The sequence below is a fragment of the Syntrophomonas sp. genome, from assembly GCF_028707975.1.
GTDB lineage: Bacteria > Bacillota > Syntrophomonadia > Syntrophomonadales > Syntrophomonadaceae > Syntrophomonas.
In genome coordinates this window covers 1-20610 of record NZ_JAQVZX010000015.1, presented here as the reverse complement: position 1 = coordinate 20610, position 20610 = coordinate 1, and the positions used below count along the sequence as shown (strand labels likewise).

The 20610-nt window shown below is 45.0% G+C and carries 22 protein-coding genes; 4 read left to right on the top strand and 18 right to left on the bottom strand.

Annotated features, from left to right (window positions below):
• Positions 1–34: 34 nt before the first annotated feature.
• The 4 genes from PHP87_RS03630 to mnmA all read right to left on the bottom strand — a co-directional run bounded on the left by PHP87_RS03630 (position 35) and on the right by mnmA (position 3486).
• Complete coding sequence (locus tag PHP87_RS03630) at positions 35–1054, bottom strand: AI-2E family transporter (RefSeq protein ID WP_299918555.1); 1020 nt, start codon at positions 1052–1054, stop codon at positions 35–37.
• A 238-nt stretch (positions 1055–1292) separates the two neighbouring features.
• Positions 1293–1469, bottom strand: coding sequence for a hypothetical protein (locus PHP87_RS03625; protein WP_299918590.1), 177 nt, complete (start codon positions 1467–1469; stop codon positions 1293–1295).
• Positions 1466–1933, bottom strand: coding sequence for a PRC-barrel domain-containing protein (locus PHP87_RS03620; RefSeq protein ID WP_299918553.1), 468 nt, complete (start codon positions 1931–1933; stop codon positions 1466–1468). The genes PHP87_RS03625 and PHP87_RS03620 overlap by 4 nt, the downstream gene beginning before the upstream one ends.
• A 512-nt stretch (positions 1934–2445) precedes the next feature.
• Positions 2446–3486: a tRNA 2-thiouridine(34) synthase MnmA gene (mnmA, locus tag PHP87_RS03615; protein WP_299918587.1), complete on the bottom strand. Its 1041-nt coding sequence runs from the start codon at positions 3484–3486 to the stop codon at positions 2446–2448.
• Positions 3487–3758: 272 nt separating this feature from the next.
• Here mnmA and PHP87_RS03610 point away from each other — a divergent pair, with 272 nt between their 5' ends.
• From PHP87_RS03610 to PHP87_RS03595, 4 genes are all read left to right on the top strand, one after another.
• A complete protein-coding gene (locus tag PHP87_RS03610) occupies positions 3759–5096 on the top strand; it encodes a replication-associated recombination protein A (RefSeq protein WP_299918551.1) in 1338 nt (445 codons plus the stop codon).
• 156 nt (positions 5097–5252) lie between these two features.
• Positions 5253–5534: a type II toxin-antitoxin system Phd/YefM family antitoxin gene (locus PHP87_RS03605; protein ID WP_299918549.1), complete on the top strand. Its 282-nt coding sequence runs from the start codon at positions 5253–5255 to the stop codon at positions 5532–5534.
• Positions 5518–5835 (top strand): type II toxin-antitoxin system RelE/ParE family toxin, encoded by a 318-nt coding sequence (locus PHP87_RS03600; protein ID WP_299918546.1) that lies wholly within the window; start codon positions 5518–5520, stop codon positions 5833–5835. Before PHP87_RS03605 ends, PHP87_RS03600 begins: the two co-directional genes overlap by 17 nt.
• Positions 5836–5964: 129 nt before the next feature.
• Entirely contained in the window at positions 5965–6447 is a 483-nt protein-coding gene (locus PHP87_RS03595) for a nucleotidyltransferase domain-containing protein (RefSeq protein ID WP_299918544.1), read from the top strand.
• Between the two features lie 47 nt (positions 6448–6494).
• On the opposite strand, the gene trxA is transcribed toward PHP87_RS03595, so the two are convergent.
• From trxA to PHP87_RS03525, 14 genes are all read right to left on the bottom strand, one after another.
• On the bottom strand, positions 6495–6824 hold the full coding sequence (gene trxA / locus PHP87_RS03590; protein WP_299918541.1) for a thioredoxin: 330 nt from the start codon (positions 6822–6824) through the stop codon (positions 6495–6497).
• 21 nt (positions 6825–6845) lie between these two features.
• Positions 6846–7121, bottom strand: coding sequence for a metal-sensitive transcriptional regulator (locus PHP87_RS03585; RefSeq protein WP_299918538.1), 276 nt, complete (start codon positions 7119–7121; stop codon positions 6846–6848).
• 696 nt (positions 7122–7817) lie between these two features.
• Positions 7818–9062: a peptidoglycan binding domain-containing protein gene (locus tag PHP87_RS03580; RefSeq protein ID WP_299918537.1), complete on the bottom strand. Its 1245-nt coding sequence runs from the start codon at positions 9060–9062 to the stop codon at positions 7818–7820.
• Between the two features lie 8 nt (positions 9063–9070).
• Positions 9071–9889, bottom strand: a complete 819-nt coding sequence (locus tag PHP87_RS03575; RefSeq protein ID WP_299918535.1) for a PRC-barrel domain-containing protein — start codon at positions 9887–9889, stop codon at positions 9071–9073.
• Positions 9890–10194: 305 nt separating this feature from the next.
• Positions 10195–11628 carry a hypothetical protein gene (locus tag PHP87_RS03570; RefSeq protein WP_299918533.1) on the bottom strand — a complete coding sequence of 478 codons (1434 nt, stop codon included), beginning with the start codon at positions 11626–11628 and terminating at the stop codon, positions 10195–10197.
• Between the two features lie 406 nt (positions 11629–12034).
• A complete protein-coding gene (locus PHP87_RS03565) occupies positions 12035–12385 on the bottom strand; it encodes a hypothetical protein (RefSeq protein WP_299918531.1) in 351 nt (116 codons plus the stop codon).
• A gap of 464 nt (positions 12386–12849) precedes the next feature.
• Positions 12850–14610 carry a sigma 54-interacting transcriptional regulator gene (locus tag PHP87_RS03560; protein WP_299918530.1) on the bottom strand — a complete coding sequence of 587 codons (1761 nt, stop codon included), beginning with the start codon at positions 14608–14610 and terminating at the stop codon, positions 12850–12852.
• Between the two features lie 123 nt (positions 14611–14733).
• Complete coding sequence (locus PHP87_RS03555; RefSeq protein ID WP_299918528.1) at positions 14734–15204, bottom strand: metallophosphoesterase; 471 nt, start codon at positions 15202–15204, stop codon at positions 14734–14736.
• Between the two features lie 283 nt (positions 15205–15487).
• Entirely contained in the window at positions 15488–16096 is a 609-nt protein-coding gene (locus PHP87_RS03550; protein WP_299918526.1) for an XTP/dITP diphosphatase, read from the bottom strand.
• Positions 16097–16101: 5 nt separating this feature from the next.
• The gene (rph, locus tag PHP87_RS03545) at positions 16102–16821 is read right to left on the bottom strand and encodes a ribonuclease PH (RefSeq protein WP_299918524.1); all 720 of its coding nucleotides are present in this window, start codon (positions 16819–16821) and stop codon (positions 16102–16104) included.
• A 111-nt stretch (positions 16822–16932) separates the two neighbouring features.
• Complete coding sequence (locus PHP87_RS03540; protein WP_299918520.1) at positions 16933–17682, bottom strand: acyl-CoA dehydratase activase; 750 nt, start codon at positions 17680–17682, stop codon at positions 16933–16935.
• A 37-nt stretch (positions 17683–17719) separates the two neighbouring features.
• Positions 17720–18697, bottom strand: coding sequence for a 2-hydroxyacyl-CoA dehydratase (locus PHP87_RS03535; RefSeq protein ID WP_299918518.1), 978 nt, complete (start codon positions 18695–18697; stop codon positions 17720–17722).
• Between the two features lie 9 nt (positions 18698–18706).
• Positions 18707–19510 (bottom strand): glutamate racemase, encoded by an 804-nt coding sequence (gene murI, locus PHP87_RS03530; RefSeq protein ID WP_299918516.1) that lies wholly within the window; start codon positions 19508–19510, stop codon positions 18707–18709.
• Between the two features lie 317 nt (positions 19511–19827).
• Positions 19828–20418: a GerMN domain-containing protein gene (locus PHP87_RS03525; RefSeq protein WP_299918514.1), complete on the bottom strand. Its 591-nt coding sequence runs from the start codon at positions 20416–20418 to the stop codon at positions 19828–19830.
• Positions 20419–20610 lie beyond the last annotated feature (192 nt).

Genomic DNA, 20610 nt, shown 5'->3' with positions numbered 1-20610 from the left:
ATGCCCAGAGGACACAGCCACCGATAAAAAGCGACTAGCTTTCTACCATCTTTAGGAAAACCCACTGGGCCAGAACCTTCAGGGTAGCAGCCAGGGGCACGGCCAGGAGCATGCCCCAGATGCCCATCAGCTTACCTCCAGCCAGCAAGGCAAAGACAATAAGAAGAGGATGCATACCCAGCTTCCCCCCCATGATTCGGGGAGTTATAATGTTACTCTCTACTTGTTGGATAAGAAGAACTGCCAGTCCCATGTATAGTGCAAGTTGCATAGAATCGGAAAGAGCAATAAATATCGCAAAAAAGCCGCCTAAAAAAGCGCCGAAATAGGGAACTAAATCAGCTACGCCAGCTATCAAGCCAATCAAAAGGGGGAATTTCACCCCCAGCAAAGTTGCGGCAACTCCAGTAAAGATACCTACAAAAGTGGCAATTATCAAGTGACCTTTAAGAAATTCAATTAAAGCCTCATCTATCTTTTCCAGAACGGCCTTAATATCCCGGCGGAAGGAAGGGGAAAAAAGGCTTAAGAAAGCATCGCGTATTTTTTCCCAGTCATTTATTATATAAAAGGCCAGAATAGGGGAAAAAGCCAGGGCCAGAAACTTTCCCAGAAAACTGTAGAAGCCACCCAAAAAATCCTTTAAGCCCTCAAATAGCTTGTTTTCTATCTGCTTGAGGTTTTCCTTTAGTATAGGTGTCAGCTTGCCTAATTCCATCCCATCTATGCTTTTTGCCATGTCCCGGGCCTGTTCAGCGTAATCAGGCAGAATCCCTGCCATCTGGTGTAATTCCACAACCATAGCAGGTACAGCCAGGGAAAAAAATAGGAAAAAGGCCGCCAGTACCACCAGATAGAGGACTAAAATCGCCCAAACCCGTTTTAAACCCTTCTTTTCCAAAAAAGATGTGGGGCGAAAGAGTAAATAAGCCAGAACCGCCCCCAGAAAAAAAGTAAGCAAAACTTCTCTGACCAGGAATAAAAAATAAATGCTGGCCAGAACCACCGTAATAAAGAAGAAATATCGATATATCTTACTACTGGCAGGCAGCATTTCCTTTGCCCTCCCTTGGAACGGCTTTTAATAAGAAAAGTGAGGCGTGAGGGTAAGGGGTGAGGGGTTATACCAATAGCATCTCACCGTTTATGCACAAGCGCATTCACTTACCACCGCTTGTTTCCTTCACCCTGCACCCTACGGGTATCACTATTTAAGGTTGCAGCATCAAAACTCCCGTTCTTCAGTACTCCCATTTTGATCGCTGCTTGTGTCCTCTGGGCTTGGGTGTTGATTAGAGAACCTGAGAGGAGCTTTCCATAGCTACCAGGGTTCCATCTTCAGCCACTTCATAAAGGTTGAGCATACCTTTACGAAAATTAAATTCTAGAAAACAGTTCCAGCAATAATACTGATCACTACCCACCCGACCAACCTGCAAGCCACCACAGACGGGACACTTGATAATCATTCCTCTTGGCTCCCTTCAGCAGCCAGGACTCCGCTCTTGACACTCTTCCAGGAAACCTCCTGCAGGGACAACTCCATCCGCCCCTGGAGAATATCGTTTATGGCCCCGGAGGAGATTTCCAGGCCTTGAACCTGTTTTTCAGCCGGGGAAAGAATAAAATCGGAGACTATGCCCAGTTCTTTTCCCTGCCAGTCAAATACGGTGTCTCCCAGCTTTTTCTCATATACTGATAATTCTTCCCCATGGGCATAAGATTTAATACAGTTCAGATCCCAGATCTTTACTGCTTCCGGAGTTAAATCAAAATCATCGCGAAAGATAAGGCCATCTTTACCATCTTCCCCTCGGACCACCAGGTATAGAAGTCCAAGATCATCCCCAATGACCGCCTTTTGCACCACCGCAACTACTTCTGCCTGGGGAGCTAAAAAAACAGGTAAGTACTGGATATTGCGCGTTTTCAATCATTTACCCCCTTTGCCCTTAGGAGTTTAAGCAATAGTTATTTTTAATGTCACTGCAAAAAGCATTTTTAGTTTGTCACAGATTGAGATTTTGATGCAGAATGTTAGGGATAAGGGGGTTCTAGCAAAGCCATAAAAAAAGAAGGGTTTCACCCTTCCCTAAATACTACCCTGGCGATTTCTCCAAATAAAATCAATCCGGAGTCTGCGGAGCCGTTTTTCTCCGCCTGGATAATGAAAGTTATGCTAAAATTGGTATAGGAGTTGCCGTTTGGCGGTTGGTCACTTTCCCGCGAGGGGAGGTGATGCCTGTGGTTACCTGGACAGGACTTTTTGGTTTTTGCCTGGTGATCGTAGGGATTATTTCCTTGTGTAGCAAACACAAGCAATAATAAAACGACCGCCTGAGTAAGGCGGTCAAGCCACATTTAGGACTAGCCGCCACACAAAAAGCGGCAACTCCTTTATTAACCATATGATAGCATGCCAAAAAGCGTTCGTCAATCAAAGCTCTATGCCATGATTGTCCCCCCGCCCAAAACATAATCTCCCTGGTAATAGACTACACTTTGTCCAGGGGTTGCGGCCCGCTGGGCCTCTTCAAAAACAAGTTCCCAGATATCATCCTCGATATAGTGCAAGATAGCTTCCGCCTCCCTGGCCGCATAGCGAATTTTGGCCTTAACCCTGATGGGCAACTCAAAATCTTGGGAGCAGATAAAATGATTCTGTCTAAAGCGAAGTACCTGGCTGAATAGTTCTTCATTCTCCCCCAGCAGGATCTGGTTTTTTTCGGGATCAATTTTGAGCACATATAGCGGACGCCCGGCACTTATTGCCAACCCCCGGCGCTGGCCAATGGTGTAAAAGGGAATACCGCGATGCCTTCCCAGTACCTTTCCCGTCCGGTCCAAAAAACTGCCTTCTTTATAGCTTACCTGCGGGCGGATGAAATCGCGGTAATCCCCAGGTATAAAGCATATTTCCTGGCTTTCTTTTTCCTCGGCCAGCTGTAGATGATAGCGGCGGGCTATCTCTCGCACTTCTTCTTTCCTATACCCGCCTAGGGGAAAGATGAGACTGGACAACTGCTGCTGCTTTAAGCGGTAAAGAAAATAGCTCTGGTCTTTACGAGGATCTACGCCTTTTATAAGGCGGTAACATTGACTCTTGTCATCATAATCGATGCGGGCATAATGACCGCTGGCCACTTTATCGGCTCCCCAATCCAGCGCGGCCTTTAACAGCAAGCCGAACTTAATCTCTTCGTTGCATTTTACACATGGATTGGGGGTACGGCCCTGTTCATATTCCATACAAAAATAATCCGCCACGGCTGACTGAAAAGCCTCCCGCAGATCCAGCACCTGATGCTCAATTTGCAGTTCATTGGCTATCCGGGCGGCTTTTTCCCCGGCTTCCCGCTGCAGGTGAACCATGGTTAAGCCGATGACTTCATATCCCTGCTCCCGCAACAGCAAAGCAGAAACCGTACTATCTATACCTCCGCTCATCAATACTGCAACTTTCACTCTACCGTCTCCCTGAATCATTTCTACTATTATACCCTTTTCAATACTCTTCAGACAGTTTAGCATTTAAGCATCGGAAGAAACTGCGAAGCAGTTTCAACGAGAGCGCTGCAAAGAGGACGCGGGATTAGAACCCGCCGTCTGTTTTGTTAATAGGAACCCGGCTGCTTAAAGAAGCGAGGGACATAATTCACCTCGTTACAAATGACTTGCTGTCTTGGCAGGTCAGAACATTTATTCTATAATGAGCTTAAGTTTACCTGATACTATTGAAAATTATGAGGAGAAAAACTATGGATTTATTTTCGCTCGCCAATGAGGAAAAATTTAATACCCATACCCCTCTGGCCTGGCGAATGCGCCCTCGCAGTCTTGATGAAGTCGTAGGTCAAGAGCATATTATCGGGCCGGATTCTCCCTTGCGCCGGGCTATTGAAAATGACCGCCTGCAGTCTTTTGTGCTCTATGGTCCTCCCGGCAGCGGCAAAACCACTATTGCTTATATCATTGCCCACACCACCTCTTCTCATTACGCCGCCATTAAAGCCGTAAGTTCTGGTGTTAGCGAAATACGCAGAATTGCTGGCGATGCCGCTGATCGCCGCAAATACTATCAACAAGCAAGCATCATCTTTGTAGATGAGATTCACCGTTTTAACAAGTCCCAGCAGGATGTACTACTACCTTATGTTGAAGATGGCACCCTGATTTTAATCGGGGCTACAACAGAAAACCCTCTCTATGAAATGAATAATGCGCTCTTGTCTCGTATGAAGCTATATGTTATGGAAGCTCTAAATGGCGATAGCCTCCGCCGCATTGTTGAACAGGCCCTTAGTGACCCGGAACGGGGCCTGGGACAGCAAGATAGCAGTATTGATGAGCAGAGTATGGCCATGATTGTGCAAGCAGCGCAAGGGGATGCCCGTACCGCCCTTAATATCCTGGACACCCTGCATAATTCCTATAGCAATAAAGATGGCAGTCTAAGGATTACCCCTGAACTGCTGGAGAAAGTCACCGGACGCCTGATCCTCAAGTATGACCGCAGTGGGGATTACCATTATGATACTATTTCCGCCTTTATTAAAAGCATACGAGGCTCTGATCCGGATGCTGCACTGTTCTGGCTGGCGGTAATGTTGGAAGGAGGGGAAGACCCCAAGTTTATTGCGCGCCGCCTTATCGTCCATGCCGCAGAAGATATCGGACTGGCTGACCCCTATGCCCTTACCCTGGCTGCTTCTGCCGCCAGAGCCCTGGAGTTTGTGGGGATGCCCGAAGCCCGTATCCCCCTGGCCGAGGCTACCATATACCTGGCTGCCGCTCCCAAAAGCAACAGCAGCAAAGTGGCTATTGATAAGGCCATCTATACGGTGCACAACACTCCCCGGATTATTGTTCCAGCACATATTGCCGACAGCTCTCATTCGCAGTCGGCATCATTGGGTAAAGGTAAAGGCTATAAGTACCCTCATGATTATGGAGGTTATGTGGAACAGGAATATCTTCCCCAGGGGATTAAGGGGATTACCCTGTACGAACCGGGGAAAAATGGCTATGAGCAAAATATTCAGGAGTTCCTACAGAAAATGAAAAACAGCCATCCCCATAAAGGCGGGAAATCATAAGGATAAATTGTGAACCCGCACCAATGGCAAGCTATAGTCTGCCATCCTCTTACTTTCATGGATGGATTAAAATAATGTAGGCAAAGCACGCGAATGGTAGTATAATAAGCATATCAAAAGGATATGTTATGGCTACCAAGAGAGGTGATTAGTATGATGAATATAAGACCCTCAGCGGCGATCCGCAAGAACTATAATCAAATTTCTGAATTGTGCAGGCAAACGGGCGAGCCGGTTTACCTCACCAAAAACGGCAAGGGCGATCTGGTAGTAATGGATATAGAATCCTTTGCCCGGCGTGAGAGTCTCTTAAAGCTCAAGGAAAAGCTGATGCAGTCGGAACTCGACATCCAGAAGGGGTTGACTTACACAGTAGAGGAAACGGTCGCCGCCATGCGTAAGGCCGTTGCAGAGGTGCCCGATGCCAGAAAGGAATAAAGGCTTCACGGTCAAAATAACGGAAACTGCTTGGGAGATGCTCCTTGGGCACATGCGCTTTCTGGCAAACGTAAGTGTGCCAGCCGCCAACAGGCTCATTGATACTTTTGTTGAAATGACGGCTGATCTTGCCGTGATGCCGGAACGCAATCCATGGCTTTACCATGAAGCATTACCGTTTCAAAAATACCGCAAGTTACTTTTTGAAAATCGCTATATGGCACTTTATCAGATTCGTGGAGACATCGTCTATATAAATGCCTTGGTAGATTGCCGGCAGGACTATGTCTGGCTGCTGTAGGGGGAAGCAGGGGGAAGTTTTTTTGTTTCCCAAGGATAAAGTATGACCCGCACCAATGGTAAACCGAATACGAGAAAAAAGGCAGCGGAAGTCATTAATTACCTGCCGATCTTTAAGGAGTGATGAAGCGTGACAATTACAGATATAAAAAATGCCGTGAATCAGGTTGCGCCGGCTTATCCAGTGTTTAGCATTGACTTATTTGGTTCTTATGCAAATGACGAAAATACCGAGAAGTCAGATATAGATTTCCTTGTTTATTTTGATGAAAAATTTGCAAGTTTATTTGATATGTCAGGACTTAAGCTTGATATTCAGGAAAGATTGAACACACAGGTAGAGATGCTCTTAGAAAAATCATATACTTGGCTATACAGGACATCTCCAAAAAGTGGACTATGCCCATCAAGGAAGTTCGTCAGACCAGAAGTTTGCCATCAGATCCCTTCAGATTCCACCTCGCGATGGACACCCTTGCCCTTGGCTATGTGCTTGGCACTATCAACCCGCACTAGGGACTTTCACCCGTTAGACTGCGCCCATGCCGGGCGCACTGAAAAAGGGGCGGACAGTCTTAACTGTCCGCCCCCATCACAGGGATTTTCACCTTAATTCTTGCCTCTAGGATACCTGACTAAGCAGGAGTGGCCTTTTTGCCTTTAGCTTCTGCTTACTTCATCGATGGCTTTTTGTAATTGTGCTTTATTTTGAGCTCCAACAATTCTTTTTACTTCTGAGCCGCCCTGGAAAAAAGCCAGGGTGGGTATACCCCTGATACCAAAGCGAGCTGCCAGGGCCTGATTTTCGTCAACATTAACTTTGCCAACACTAATCTTCCCGGTATTCTCGCCGGCCAGGCTTTCTACCACCGGTCCCACCATCTTGCAGGGTCCGCACCAGGGAGCCCAAAAATCAACCAGAACCGGCAAATCAGACTGCATTACTTCTTTCTCCCAATTATCCTGGTTGAATACTTTGATATCTGACATTTTATCCCTCCTAGCATTATCTTACTTGATAAGTCTTCCCATCACATTAACAATCTCTTTCAGATTTTCTTCCTGTCTGTCTTCGTCCATCGCTTTAACAATACATTCTTGAGCGTGTTTTTCAAAAATAATAATACCAACTTGATTAATGGCCGATTTAACCGCGGAAATCTGGGTGAGAATATCCATACAATCCGCTTCTTCTTCCATCATCCGTTGTATTCCCCGCACCTGCCCTTCAATGCGCCTTAAGCGAACCAGGACGTTTTTGCGCGTTTTTTCATTATTTTTTGTCATCCTTTATACCCCCCATGGGTATCATACATGTAGTATAAGCGCCTTTTTAACTTATGTCAAGTAATAAATTTGACTCTACTACAAAAACCTTTTTTTGCATAAGGGTTACATAAATATACAAAGCGCTGGCGAAGCATGGACGCAGCACCCTTCGGGTACTCCTGATGTTCCATCCTTCGGATGTCACTATTAAGTTTGCACCGGCGAAGGCGAGCAGGCGAAAGGGGACGAGCGACAGGACATCGCGAGAGCGCTATCACCCTGCGGGTGTCACTATTAAGGTTGTGACCAGGATGGGAGATTAGCGCGGTACCCCTTGAGCCGCGAGACAAGCCGCAAGTGTTGCCCATGCGTAGACTGCGAGCGGTATATTTATGCACGCTAATGCATATTTATAACTTTTTGCAGTAACATCAATAATAATTATTACTTTTTGCAGTGGAAGCAAATTTACTAATTTAAAGCTGGGCTTTTGAAAAAAGTATAGCCGTTCAAAGGGCTATACTGCTGAATTCTTTGTTTTTTCTCCCTTACAATACAAAATAAAATATAGCCATGGCCAGACCCAAGGACAGCGTGACCCAGAGAAGGGTACGCAAAAGCTCAATTTTGACCTGCTGACGCAGTTCTTCCATTCATTTCCCCTCCTTTTACTATTAATGCCCTTTTTAGCTCAAATCGATACTGCTTATATTCCTATTTTCTAGTATTTCCAGGGCCTACTACTATTATGGTATCAGAGGCGGGGGTAAGTTCCTCGGATAGAAGACTCTTTTCCACCACTTTCCCCCCGCGGCTAACCACCCGGTAATTTCGCAGGATGAATCCTTTTTCCCCTTCCTGCTGGATTATTCTTTGCTGAGGTGAGAGGCGAGGATCAAGCTTAATCTGTACTTCAGGATATACATCTTCCCGTTCGCTTAGCAGCTTAATTTCCTTGCCGGGTTCTGTCTGACATCCATATATCTTTACCAGAAGAGTCTGTTCACTCAGGCTGGTAGTTAAAAGAATCGGATACTGCAATTTATTTTCCATTGCTGACTCATTATCTTTCTCCATACCGGCCTGTATACACGCTTGAAAAATAACTCCTTCAATCTGCGCTTTTGTTTCACTGGCAACTGCCTTTGCTGGCTCGTGCCTGGAATCCATCATCGCCTTTATATCCAAACTTTCACCATGCATTATTATCAGACCATTCAGCTTTTCTAGAAGACTAAGCGTTTCCGGGCTCATATTGTCAATTTTCTTGGCACTTACAGCAATAACATCTTTAACGGTTTCAATGTCCTCTATCTTTACGCGCGGATGTACCTCAGTTGCAGCAATCTCGACCGGCCCCAGAATTCCTTTTTCCAGTGCATTTGATATCCGATTCATGCTTGAATTCACATCAATCAAGTAGCCATTCTTATGTGCCCGGTATTCAAGGAAGTCGTGATTGTAGACAATCCGAGCATCAATCGCCAACTTATCATAATCTTTTTTTAATTGCAATATTTTCTTCAGTATAGGTTCTTTATCCCAGGATAACACCGGGTTGATCTCCTGTCTCTGCCCTCTTACTATACTATGCCTGAGTAATTCAGTCGCAGCATTACCCTTAAATAATGCCTGATCTATTTTATCCAGGCTACCTACCAGATCATAACTAACCCCTATTTCTTCCATCGGAATAAAGATTTCCTGCTTTCCTAGTAAAAACTGCACTTTATCGCCCCAGTTTGAAGGTAATTCTGATTGGAGCAGTTCATAAGCTTCCTGTTTACTCATATCCGCCAGGGATATTCCCCCTAGCCATAAATTGGAGGGATAGCTTTCGCGATCCCTTGCCGCCAGAGCAAACGAAACAATAAGCAGTGATACACTTATTGCTATCACTGCCATTGACATGACCTTAAGCCATCGCTTGCCCGCATCTATCATAACTCTTCTCCCCAATAATCAATCTACCTGGCACATTGTGTAAGCTCAACAAACTTGTTATTTCTTTCCGCCAGATCCAGAATTTCTTCAGTGATTAGCGTCTCCTGGGCAATCAGAACATTTCCAATTGCATCTCTGATATCCTGGATGAGCTTCTTTCCCAGTAAAAACTGACGCTGCTTCTGTTTGAAAAAGGCTGCACCATCACTGCTTCCTGGCGGAGTAGGGGCGGTGGGCGCAACTATCGGAGCAGGCTCAGGGGAGGGGGTTGTAGTAAGCACAACAGGAGGAATCTCGTTTTCAGCTTGAATCTCAGATATTGGCGCTGGCTTTTCCTGAGCTTCTTCCTGCTGAACAAATACTCCGGCTTCCTCTTCTTGTTTTATTACAATAACATCAAAACCATAAGTCATTACCTGCTTGGCATCAATAATCTCGATCTTGGATTCGTCTTCCGCTGTCCTAAATTCGAGACAAGCAATGGCTCCGGTATCTTCATCCACTATAAACTCACTTATTACACCTATTAAATTCCCTTTGTTAGTTAAAACCCGGTTTCCCTTCAGCTCAATATTCCGCTCCAGAAGCTTATTGGCATTGGCTGTTTCATTAATTGTAGTTAGCAGGTTTTCACTTTCCGTTGTAACTGCGTGTTCACCAATACCCATCACTGATTTGTAGCCCAAAACACGGGCACCATCATACCAGTTTCGATTGCTAACTAGAATAAAATCCACTTTTCCCTCCTCGGGGTTAATAACTAGATCCTTAACTTGCCCGATCTTTTTGCCGTCCAGTACCGAAAAAACAGGCAAGCCAATAATCTCCTGGGTCTTCTTCATAGTTCCTGCTCCCTTCATGTAATATCCCAAATCCCACTCCCGGTTAAGTCTGCATTGTCCATCGCAGTGCCTCCAGAAAAACAAACTATTTGAATTTACTGTTATTTCCGTCCTGGATCAAAATATTCTTACTGCTAAACATTATTGCATCTTATTATAACAGTCTACGCTTGGATTTTGAATTTTTAATACCTCTGCATTTTTATAATCGCCTGCTCAGCCTTCCCCTGCTATTGCATCCATGCTTAGCTATTATGTTTATGCAAGCCTTGTACCAGAAAACAGCAATGAAATCAAAGATATAATTATAGTGGTTTTTCCTCCATAACCTGATATATATATAGTAATTCTATACTCAGAACTCTCTTCAATTCATCATCTATAGAAAGATCCCAAGCTTCCTCAAAGCAAGCAGCAGCTTCCAGCAAATTCTCTGTTTCTTTATGTGAAAATCCCTGGTCAATCAAGTCAAATATTCTGTCATTAATATTATCTGAAATAGAATGCTCCTCTTCCTCCAGCCTTTCTTCCCCCACTACTGCTTCAATAATTCCAGACAAATCCCCATCAAGAATATCTTCAAGCGCTTCAGCAAATTCTTCTCTTGCCTTTTCTTCCAGTATCTCTGTAGGCTCCGGGCTTATCTCTTCAGCCAGTTCCTCTGTTATCTCCTCTGTATATTCTTCTGCAACTTCATGGCTATACTCTTCATCAAATTCTAGCTTTGCTTCTACTCTTTCCTCTGCCTCAACTACCCTTTCTTCGCCCTCTTTGTCTATTTCTTCTGTCGGCAAGCTTTCAGCAGGCAAGTCTATCTCTTCTCCAGCTATTATCCCCAGCTCAGGTTCTGTCATTATTTCTATTTCTTCCGGGGCTATCTCTTCCTGCAGCAAAATCTCATCCTCTATGGCTTCTGCAGCCATAGCAGCAACCATTGCTCCGATTTCCGCTTCTTGCGGCGGCCTTGATTCATCACCGGTCACGCTGTAAGTGATTGCTTCGCTTTCTTCCTCAGCATCTGCCCGCATTACTGCAAGTTCCCCGCTACCTTCTTCCAGTTGCTCAGTCGTCATTTCCTCCCCTGCTTCTTCTGTTGTTACTATTGCACCTGCAACTTCCGACCCAAGTGCTTTGGTTACCTTTTCTTCCAGCGTTTTTTCCCTGTCCTCACTTGTCTCTTTTTCTCCCGCGATCTCTTCCTCGTCCTCTTCTGCTATCTCTTCAAGCAAGTCCTTGCTGTATTCTTCCTGGATATCAAGCTTTTCTTCAACTTCAATTACTGCCGGCTCTTCCTCGGCGAGTTCCTCCTCTGGCAAGCCTTCGTTCATTTCTTTAAGCTCTTCCGCCAGCTTTACTTCCTGGGGTAGGTCAATTACTGCAGTAGATTCACTCTTATGATCAATCAAACCGGTGGGTACTGAATCCCCCTCCAAATACTCAAAGGCCTCTACTCGCATACCTGACAAATCGCTATCCAACTTGGTTTCGATAGATTCCATAAGTTTTTCCAATTCAGGCCCAGTTACCAGTCTGCCTTTCGACTGGGGAGCAAAATCTCCTTCGTTCACTAACAAATAACGAGTAATAACCACAATAACCACAATATAACTTAGGAAAGAACATAATATACCTAATCGAACCACAGTAATAGGAAAAGTAATTATAATAAGCAGTGAAAGAGCGAGAATAATCGCCATGTTTCTTTTTGCCAAGCCTTCCCTTCGCAGAAAACAGCCCATTATTGCTCCTATTGGCAAATATATCAATAATACATAGATTAAATATTCCCGCATACATTACCCCTAAATCCAAATATCCTAAAAGCTTCGACAAAGATAGGCGATTTCCTCTAAAAATATCATATAAGCGGAATGACAACCGTGAAAAAGGCAGAAATTAAGCATAAAACTACTTATTAATATCTTTGACATCCATTTAGAATTTCCTTCTTAAACAGCATGAAGAAAAAACCTTATTACTTAAAATAATGGATATTGCAACAAAATACAGCAATTGCCCAGGAAGCCATAAATATAAAGCGGGCCTGCAGCGGGCCCGCTTTGCCTTACTTCTCTTAATTCTTACTGATAAAAACCAAAACCTTGCTTAACATACCTGCTTGGGAAGTATACTTCCTTATGCGGCTTAGCTTACCATGGCCAGGTTCTTGATCTTAATTCCCCTGGCTACCTGTATGGTTGCTTCGATATTACTGTCTTCCATTATCCCTTTCCTCAACTCTTCATTGAACTCCTCCAGGCTCATGCGCTGACTTTTAATTACCGGAAATTCCATAAGCTCCAGCTCTTCCAGGTAGACTGCAGCCAGCTCCTTATTCTCTTTATTGGCTATGAGACCCTGGCGCATTTCCTCATTAAAATCTTCCAGTGACAGCAAATAACTTCTAACTACGGGAAAGTTCATCTTCTCCAGTTCTTGCAGATAGCTATCATCTACTATGAGCTGCATGTCTGTAATACCCTTTTTGTCTATCATTTTGATTCCCCCTTTTCTATATTCCCCCAATTATCCTTTTTCTCTTCTCTCTTTTTTCCTTAACAACAACTCCGGCTACTTCCCTAAAGCAGGTGGTTTATACATATTTAAATAAGCAATAATCATGCCAAGCGAAAGGCTTTTTTGCCCAAAAGGATAAAGGCCGTCAATCCTTCAGTTTGGATGACAGCCCTCTCTTTTCCAACTAATGCTTAACTTTTAATTCTTCGATAATAGGAAAGTTAATATTTGACTTTGTGCGGATAAGCACATACTCCCCGCATCTTGTCTTCTTTCTCCCAAAACAGGAGAGGCTTATGCACAAGTGCACAAGGGGACGGTTCTTTTCTGTTTTAATAAATTACAGGGTAATGGGTAATTCTCCAGCATTGATTTGCTGCGATTGCAGCATGGCAGGGGATGAATCGTCGGCGCTACAAAGCTCAGGGAATAAGCATCCGGACTTATTCCAGGCCGTATTTATTCAATTTCCGGTACAAGGCAGAACTGTGAATACCCAGCATTTTTGCGGTTTGTTGCCTGTTTCCTCCACTTTCCTGCAAATATTGGATTATCATCTGCTTTTCTATCTTTTCGATCAGTTGGGGAAGACTGCTCTGTCCGTCATCCAGTATTTCGATTTTGGCATATTTCTTATCCTTATTATTCTGATCCAGCGAAGGGAAATGCCTTACCCCGATCATCTGCTCATTACGCATTACCGCCAAATTTATGGCTCTTTCCAGCAGGTTCTCCAGTTCCCGCACATTGCCGGGCCAGGAATATTCGCGCAGTAAATCTATCGCTTCTGGCTCAATCCCGGAAATATCGGTCTTCAAACACTGGTTTATTCTATGAATCAAATCATTAACCAAAAGGGGAATATCATCCATGCGCCTTCTCAAAGGGGGTATGCTCAATCCCACAACATTAAGGCGGTAGTAAAGATCCTCCCGGAACTCCTGGTTTTCCACCATTTTTTCCAGGTCGCGGTTAGTGGCAGCGATTACGCGGACATTAATGGCCAGGGGGGTGGTTCCTCCCACCCTTTCCACAATTTTTTCCTGCAAAACCGTCAATAACTTATTCTGCATGGTCAACGGCATATCACCGATTTCATCCAGGAAAATAGTGCCCCCTTTGGCCAGTTCGAATTTTCCCGGCTTCCCGCCCTTTCTCGCCCCGGTAAAAGCTCCTTCTTCATAGCCAAAAAGTTCTGATTCCAGCAAGTTCTCCGGCAAGGCGGCACAATTAATTCTTACGAAAGGCCAGTTCTTCCTTTCGCTGCCATTATGAATGGCCTGGGCAAAGAGTTCCTTGCCGGTACCGCTTTCTCCGGTAATTAGAATAGTAGATATACTATGAGAGAGCTGTTGGGCCATAGACTTTACCGCCAGGAACTCTTGACTGCAACCGACTAAATCGTCAAAATTCCACCGGGCACTATATATCTGGCTAACCTCATTCCGGTAGATGCTTAATTCCTTTTCCGTTTCCTGCAGTTTCTTGGCCAGGATTTTTGCCCCGGACATATCCAGGAACAGGCTATGCCCGATAGCTCCTATTATCTCCCCGTGCTTTTTTATGGGGGTACGAGTTACTATGGTGTCCCGCCCCCGGATCGGCCATATATCCGCTTTATCCACCCTGCCGCTTTTTAATATTTCTATCATCTTGGAATGGGGGAGGATTTCCAGCACATATTTGCCTATTACTTCCTCTTTTTTCATCTCTAAAATATCCAAAAAGGTCTGGTTCATTACCGTAATAAAACCTTCTTTATCAACAATAACATAGGCCATATGGGGACTTTCTATCAAGCCTTCCAATATAGCGGTAAATTCCTTCTCCGTTTCCTGCAGTTTTTTCATAAGGATCTTGGCCCCGGACATATCCAAAAACAGGCTGCTGGCAATAGCCCCGATTATTTTCCCGTTTTTAAAAATCGGCACCCGGGTTACTATGGTATCCCTTCCCTTTATCGACCAAATGTCGGCCTTGTCCATGCGACCGGTTCGCAAAACCTCGGGCAACCCTGAGTTAGGAGTTATATCCAAAATATGCTGTCCTACGACATCTTCTTTCTTTATCTCCAGAATATCCAAATAGGTTTGGTTAATGGAGCTTATTATTCCATCACTATCTACTATTACATAGAACATATAAGGATTTTCAATCAAACCCTCCAGTATACTGGTGATTTCATTTACTGTTAGATCTGGCAAGCCATTCGCCCCCTTCTCCTGGTTACTAAAACCAGCCACAGCCGAAGGACCATTTAGAACCTGGGGTTTTAATAACGAGCGCTTCGATCCAGTCAAACAAGTTTATAACGAACTCCCGGTTCATTAAATGTATTCAATACCAACCTCGATTTTCCCTTTTTCCAGGTAAAGCAAAGCATAAGATCCTTTTTTATCCAGACGGGGGCGGGAAGGGCTTCCTGGATTAATCAACCAGATATCTTCGATTTGCTCACAGAAAGGAATATGGGTATGGCCGAACAAAACCACATCGGCATTCAGTTCCAAGCCCCTGTAATAGAGAGAATTTACGCTGTTCTTTACCCCATATTGATGCCCATGAACCATATAAAAGCGCTTTCCTTCCAAATCCAAAATACGCTCAGCCGGGCCGGAATCATGAAAATCACAATTCCCGGCCACAGCATGCAGGGTAACCCCCAGATGATGATAAATTCTTTTGGCATCGCTTAAGAAATCCCCAGTGAAGAATATCAGCTCCGGTTTAATCGTCTTTAATTCTCGGCGGATATTTTCAATCCGGCCGTGAGTATCGCCTATAACCGCAATTTTCAAAGGATTTCCCCCTTTGGTGCCAGGCACTCAAGTTTTAAATTATCGATTCCACCGCAATAAGTTATAAATATGCATTAGTTGCATAAAAAGGGCTTTTGCCGCAGAGTCAATTATCAGGTCTTATTGTAAAGTCTGGTGGAAAATATCCCGGAAAGGCATGGATTAATACAGATAAGGCCTGCTGCTTAAAACAGGAGTCATTTCCGCGTTTGAGGCTGAAATTGTAGTAGCGGGATGGGATATACCCCCCTTAAACTTACATGAAGAAACCCCGCCGGGCTTTTTAATTACTCCCCCGGAATAATCTTTCTATCAGCGGGCGGGCTTGCCGCAAGGCCTTTCCCCGGTGACTTATAAGATTTTTAGTCGGCGGAGGTAGCTCGGCAAAGCTCTGGGTATCGCCCTGGGGTATAAAAAGAGGGTCGTAACCAAATCCCCCTTTTCCCACCGGAGCCAGAGCTATTCTCCCTTCACATCTTCCTTCTACCGTTTCCACATTCCCCTGGGCGTCACTCAGGGCAATAACACAAACGAATCTTGCCGTCCTCTTGTCTTCCTCTATCGTTTCCATCAGCTTAAGCAACTTCTGGTTGTTCTCTTCATCATTGGCCAATTCACCGGCAAAGCGCGCCGAATAGATTCCTGGCTGTCCGCCCAGGGCGTCAACGACCAGTCCTGAATCATCAGCCAAACATACTCTACCGCTGGCCATTGCCGTAAATACCGCTTTTTTTATAGCATTTTCCGCAAAGGTATTCCCATCTTCCTCCACCTCAGCCATGGGCGGCAGCTCCTCCAGGGTAATAATACTAAGATTCAGGTCATGAAGAATCTCCTGTAATTCCAGTTTCTTCTTATGGTTTCTGGTAGCCAGCAACAGTTCTCTTGGCATAATTTCTAAACTCCCAGTATACTTTTTTGTAAAGAAATAAGTTCCTGGATACCTTTTCCCGCCAACTCCAGGAGCTGATCCAGTTCCGCTCGGCTGAAAACCGTTCCTTCAGCTGTACCCTGAATTTCTACAAAATCGCCTTTCCCGGTCATTACTACATTCATATCAACATCGGCCTGGGAGTCTTCAATATACTCCAGGTCCAGAATCGGCGTTCCATCGATAATACCAACACTTATAGCCGCTACAAAATCTTTTACCGGGATAGTCTCAATAATTCCCTGTTCCTTGAACTTCTTAAAAGCCAGGTAAAGAGCTACAAAGCTTCCGGTAATGGCTGCGGTTCTAGTTCCCCCATCTGCCTGCAAGACATCACAATCTATCCACAGGGTGCGTTCACCCATAGCTTTTAGATCCACTACTGCTCGCAGCGACCTGCCGATCAACCTCTGGATTTCCGAAGTCCGCCCAGTGATTTTTCCTTTACTGGCCTCCCGTTGAGTCCGAGTTTCGGTCGAAGAGGGCAACAAGGAATACTCGGCAGTAACCCAGCCGCTTCCTTTGCCACGAAGAAAGGGAGGAACCTTTTCCTCTATCATGACCGAGCACATCACCCGGGTATCACCAGCCTCAATAAGCACTGAACCATCCGGGTATTTTTGAAAACCAGGGATGATCTTTACTAGTCGCATTTCGTCATTTGCCCTATTTTGGGGTCTTTCCATTACTTAACCTCCACCTATTCAAATTATTGTTTTAAAGAGCGGGAATCATTGCTATTAATCCTATCATTATTATCTTTCCCATAAGCATCAAAGCTCAATAAAAAGGATGCCTTAGGCCCGGGCACAACAACCAATAGCCCCATTAAACTGAGGCTGGGATAGTTGATAAATCTCAGACCCGGTCTCCCGGGCTATTATTCTGGCCAAAGCGGAATTCAAAGCTCCGCCCCCAGCCAGGATTATGCTCTTGCTCTGCAGACGCTTGAGCATGATGGAAACCCGGCGATAGAGGCTGTAGTTTACACCAGCGGCCAGGTGGGATACGGGGTGTCCTTCCACAATCCGGGCTATTAGCTCGGTTTCTCCAAATATAGCACAGGTAGCATTTAATTCCACTGCTTCCTCACTAAAAGAAGACAGTTCTTCCAGGCTTATGCCCAGTACTGAGGCCATATTCTCCAAATAACGCCCCGAGCTGGCAGCGCAGCGGTCATTGGTCATAAAATCAACCATCTGCCCTTCCCTTACCTGTACTACCTTGGTATCCTGTCCCCCAATATCCAGGAGAGTAAAATCCTTAAGGCCACTCTGCCACAGGGCCCCAAAAACATGGGCTTGAATCTCCGGTATTTGTTGCGCTCCCGCTATTTTTACATTAATCTTACCATAGCCGGTAGCGATTACCCGCCCCTGTTTAAAGCCCAGTCCGGCTAAATCAACCGTCATTTCTCCACCTGCAATTATCCCACAATTCCGATAAAAGGATACGGTATCATAAAGGCCATGATGGACTATCTGCTGACCATCCATTTCAATTATTTTTATCGTTCTGGAACCCAAATCTATTCCTGTAACTGACATTTTCCTTCTCCTGGATTGAAGTAAAAAATACTACCTGTTATTTCTTCAGCATACTCACAAAAGACTCCAGACGCATCCTGCTTCTAGCATCAACTTTTCCCGGGCGATCCCCCTCCAGGGTCAAAAATGGGATTTTCAGCCTTTCCCGGAAAATAAGATCCTCTATCTGGCGAAAACAAAAAGTCTGGGTATAATGAATTACGCCCTGTACATCTCTAATAGCCAGCTGTTCTTCAATATCCTCCAGGCGGGCAAAAGCCCCATAGGGATAAGTATACTGCAAATACTGTTCTATAATATCGTCACTTTGCATAGGCATGGAAAACTGCCTCTGGACTTCATTAAATACCACCCTGGCCCCCATAAGTTCCAATAGCTGATGCAGGTCGGTGAAAATAGGGGGTACTCCGATATAGGCCAGGCGGACTTCTTCCTTAATGGGTCTTCGTTTTCCGGCTTCTTCTACAAAGCTTTGCAATTCAGCTTCAAAAGCATCCGGATTACCGTTAAAATCGCTGGAGCAAAGTAAATAATAGTGATTCTCCTGGCCACTAACCAGATTGTCGCGCCAGGTCATCCGGTCTATCTCCCGGCACAATGAGCGGATTTTCTCCAGCCGGGCCCGGACCTTTAAAACCTCTTCCATCTCTACCTCAAAGAACTGCATCAACTTGTCCACCTGGGCTTCCAGTTGCACCCGCTCCCGGTCAAACGGAAAGGCAAAGGGGATTATCTTCTTTTTCCTTAATTGCAAGGTTTCCATAAGCGCCTGGGTATTGCTGCAATCCCCATGCATAACGGCAATTAAAGCATCCATGTCATAATTCAGACTGGTGGCATAGAGTCCTTTTATCCAACCACAGCAGTTGCGGGGATAGCCTTCTTCTTCCGCCAGGTCTACCATAGACTGGGGACTTGCGGAATTAATGAAAACATTGTTCAGGTCCACCGGAGTCCTCCCTGCCGCTAATAAAACCTCCACCGGAATGCTGGTGGTAAAGCCTACCCTGCTCATTTCGGCACCTCAATTCCAATCCAGCCTGTGTATTTCCTTTATTATATCACCCATCAAAAGTCTCCCCACATTAAAGAAAGAATCATCCTGCCCGCTGACATAGAATTCTTGCCGGGGCTTTTCACCACTGTCATTAAAAAGATCCTGGGCCCCAAATATTTCCTGCAATTCATCAATAGTCTCACAAGAAGTATCTACCAGCTTAAGCTTTTCGCCGGCAAATTCGCTGATGGCAGTTGCCAGGAAAGGATAATGGGTACAACCCAGAACCAGGGTATCAATACCCTGTACCAGTAAAGGTCCCAGGTATTCTGCTACCGTTTCCCGGCTTTCGCTGTTGTTCAATTTACCGGCCTCCACCAGGGGAACAAAGCGTGGACAGGCCACTTCGTAAACCTGAAACCCTGGTTCCAGTTCCTGGATCTCTCGGGTAAAAGCCTTTTTGTTTACGGTAGCTTGCGTAGCCGCCACTCCTATTTTGCCGTTGCGGCTTAGCCTTGCTGCCGTCCGGGCGCCGGCTTTGACCACCCCCAGCATAGGCAAGCTGTATTCCTGTGAAACCGAGGGAAGAGTAACCGAGGAATGAGTACCACAGGCTACGATAATCGCTTTTACTTTCTTGGTTATAAGAAAGGAAATAATCTTATGGGCGTAAGTGCATAGCTGCTGTTCCGATTTATTTCCATAGGGTACATGAGCTGTATCTCCAAGATAAATATAACTTTCATCAGGCATTTTTTCCATCAGGGATTTCACTACCGTCAATCCCCCTACCCCTGAGTCAAAAATGCCTATGGGCTGGTTTTTCCCCAAAATCTACACCTCTTTTGTAGTCTAAGGTCTAACAGCAATGATATCATAAATAATCTATCACTTTTACCGCCTATATTCTATTCTATATTATCAGATTTATTGCTATGCAAACAAAAGCAGGAGACTCTATATTGCAAGCGTCTCCCGCAAATAATCCCTTAGCGTGTTCAGCGAATCATCATCTGGACACGCTTTACTGACTAAACGCCCATGCCCCAGGGTATACAACCACAATGAAAAGTAAGTTTTTGCGGTTAATGATGAAACATATCCGGAAATATTCTCAATTCTTTATACCTCACTCCTCGCTCCTCACTTTACCGACTCACTTTAATAGGAGAAATAAAATCCACTTCCCCCTTTATTATATCTATTTCTCGACCGTCTATCATAAAAACCAGCTGTTTTACCGCCGGGAATTGGGCCAGAGTTTGGCAAACTGCATCAAGCATCAATTTCTCCTCGGCCTCATTCTCCAGGTGGCGGAGCTCAGAACTAAAATCTAATATACAAGTCCCATCGGGTTTCAGATTTATGTCCAAAAGCCTGGTTCCTTCCGGAAATACATTACGATAAGCCGGATTATCTGAACCCTTTAAGAGTTCTTGCATAGTACTGCGAGCGATACCCTCTGTCCTGGTTATTTCTCGCCTTTCCATTACCAACTCCTCTTTATCAGCTTGAGCAAAGTACAATTTTATACTGATGCTCTCGCTTTTTTCCCGGGCTGGGATAAGTTCTTCCGGATTCTTCTTCACTTCCTTCTTTGTATTATCTTCCGGGGCCAGCTTTATGAGGTCTTTCCACGCTTTCAGGTTTCGCTCGGGAGCTATTGAAGAACAGCCACCGCTTAAAAGACAAAGCACCAGAAGTATCACAGCCAGAATACTAATTACTTTGCTGGTCATAATTGCCTGCCTCCCCTCTTAATTCCTTTTAAAAGAATACGAAACTGAGAAGAAAATTATGACCCAATCGAGTAGGAGGGGGTGACTAACCCCCGTCCTCTCACACCACCGCTCATGCGGTTCCGCAAGCGGCGGTTCGGCTAAAGTAAACTTGGCGCATGCCTTGCATGGTTTATCCTGCATAACTAAGCG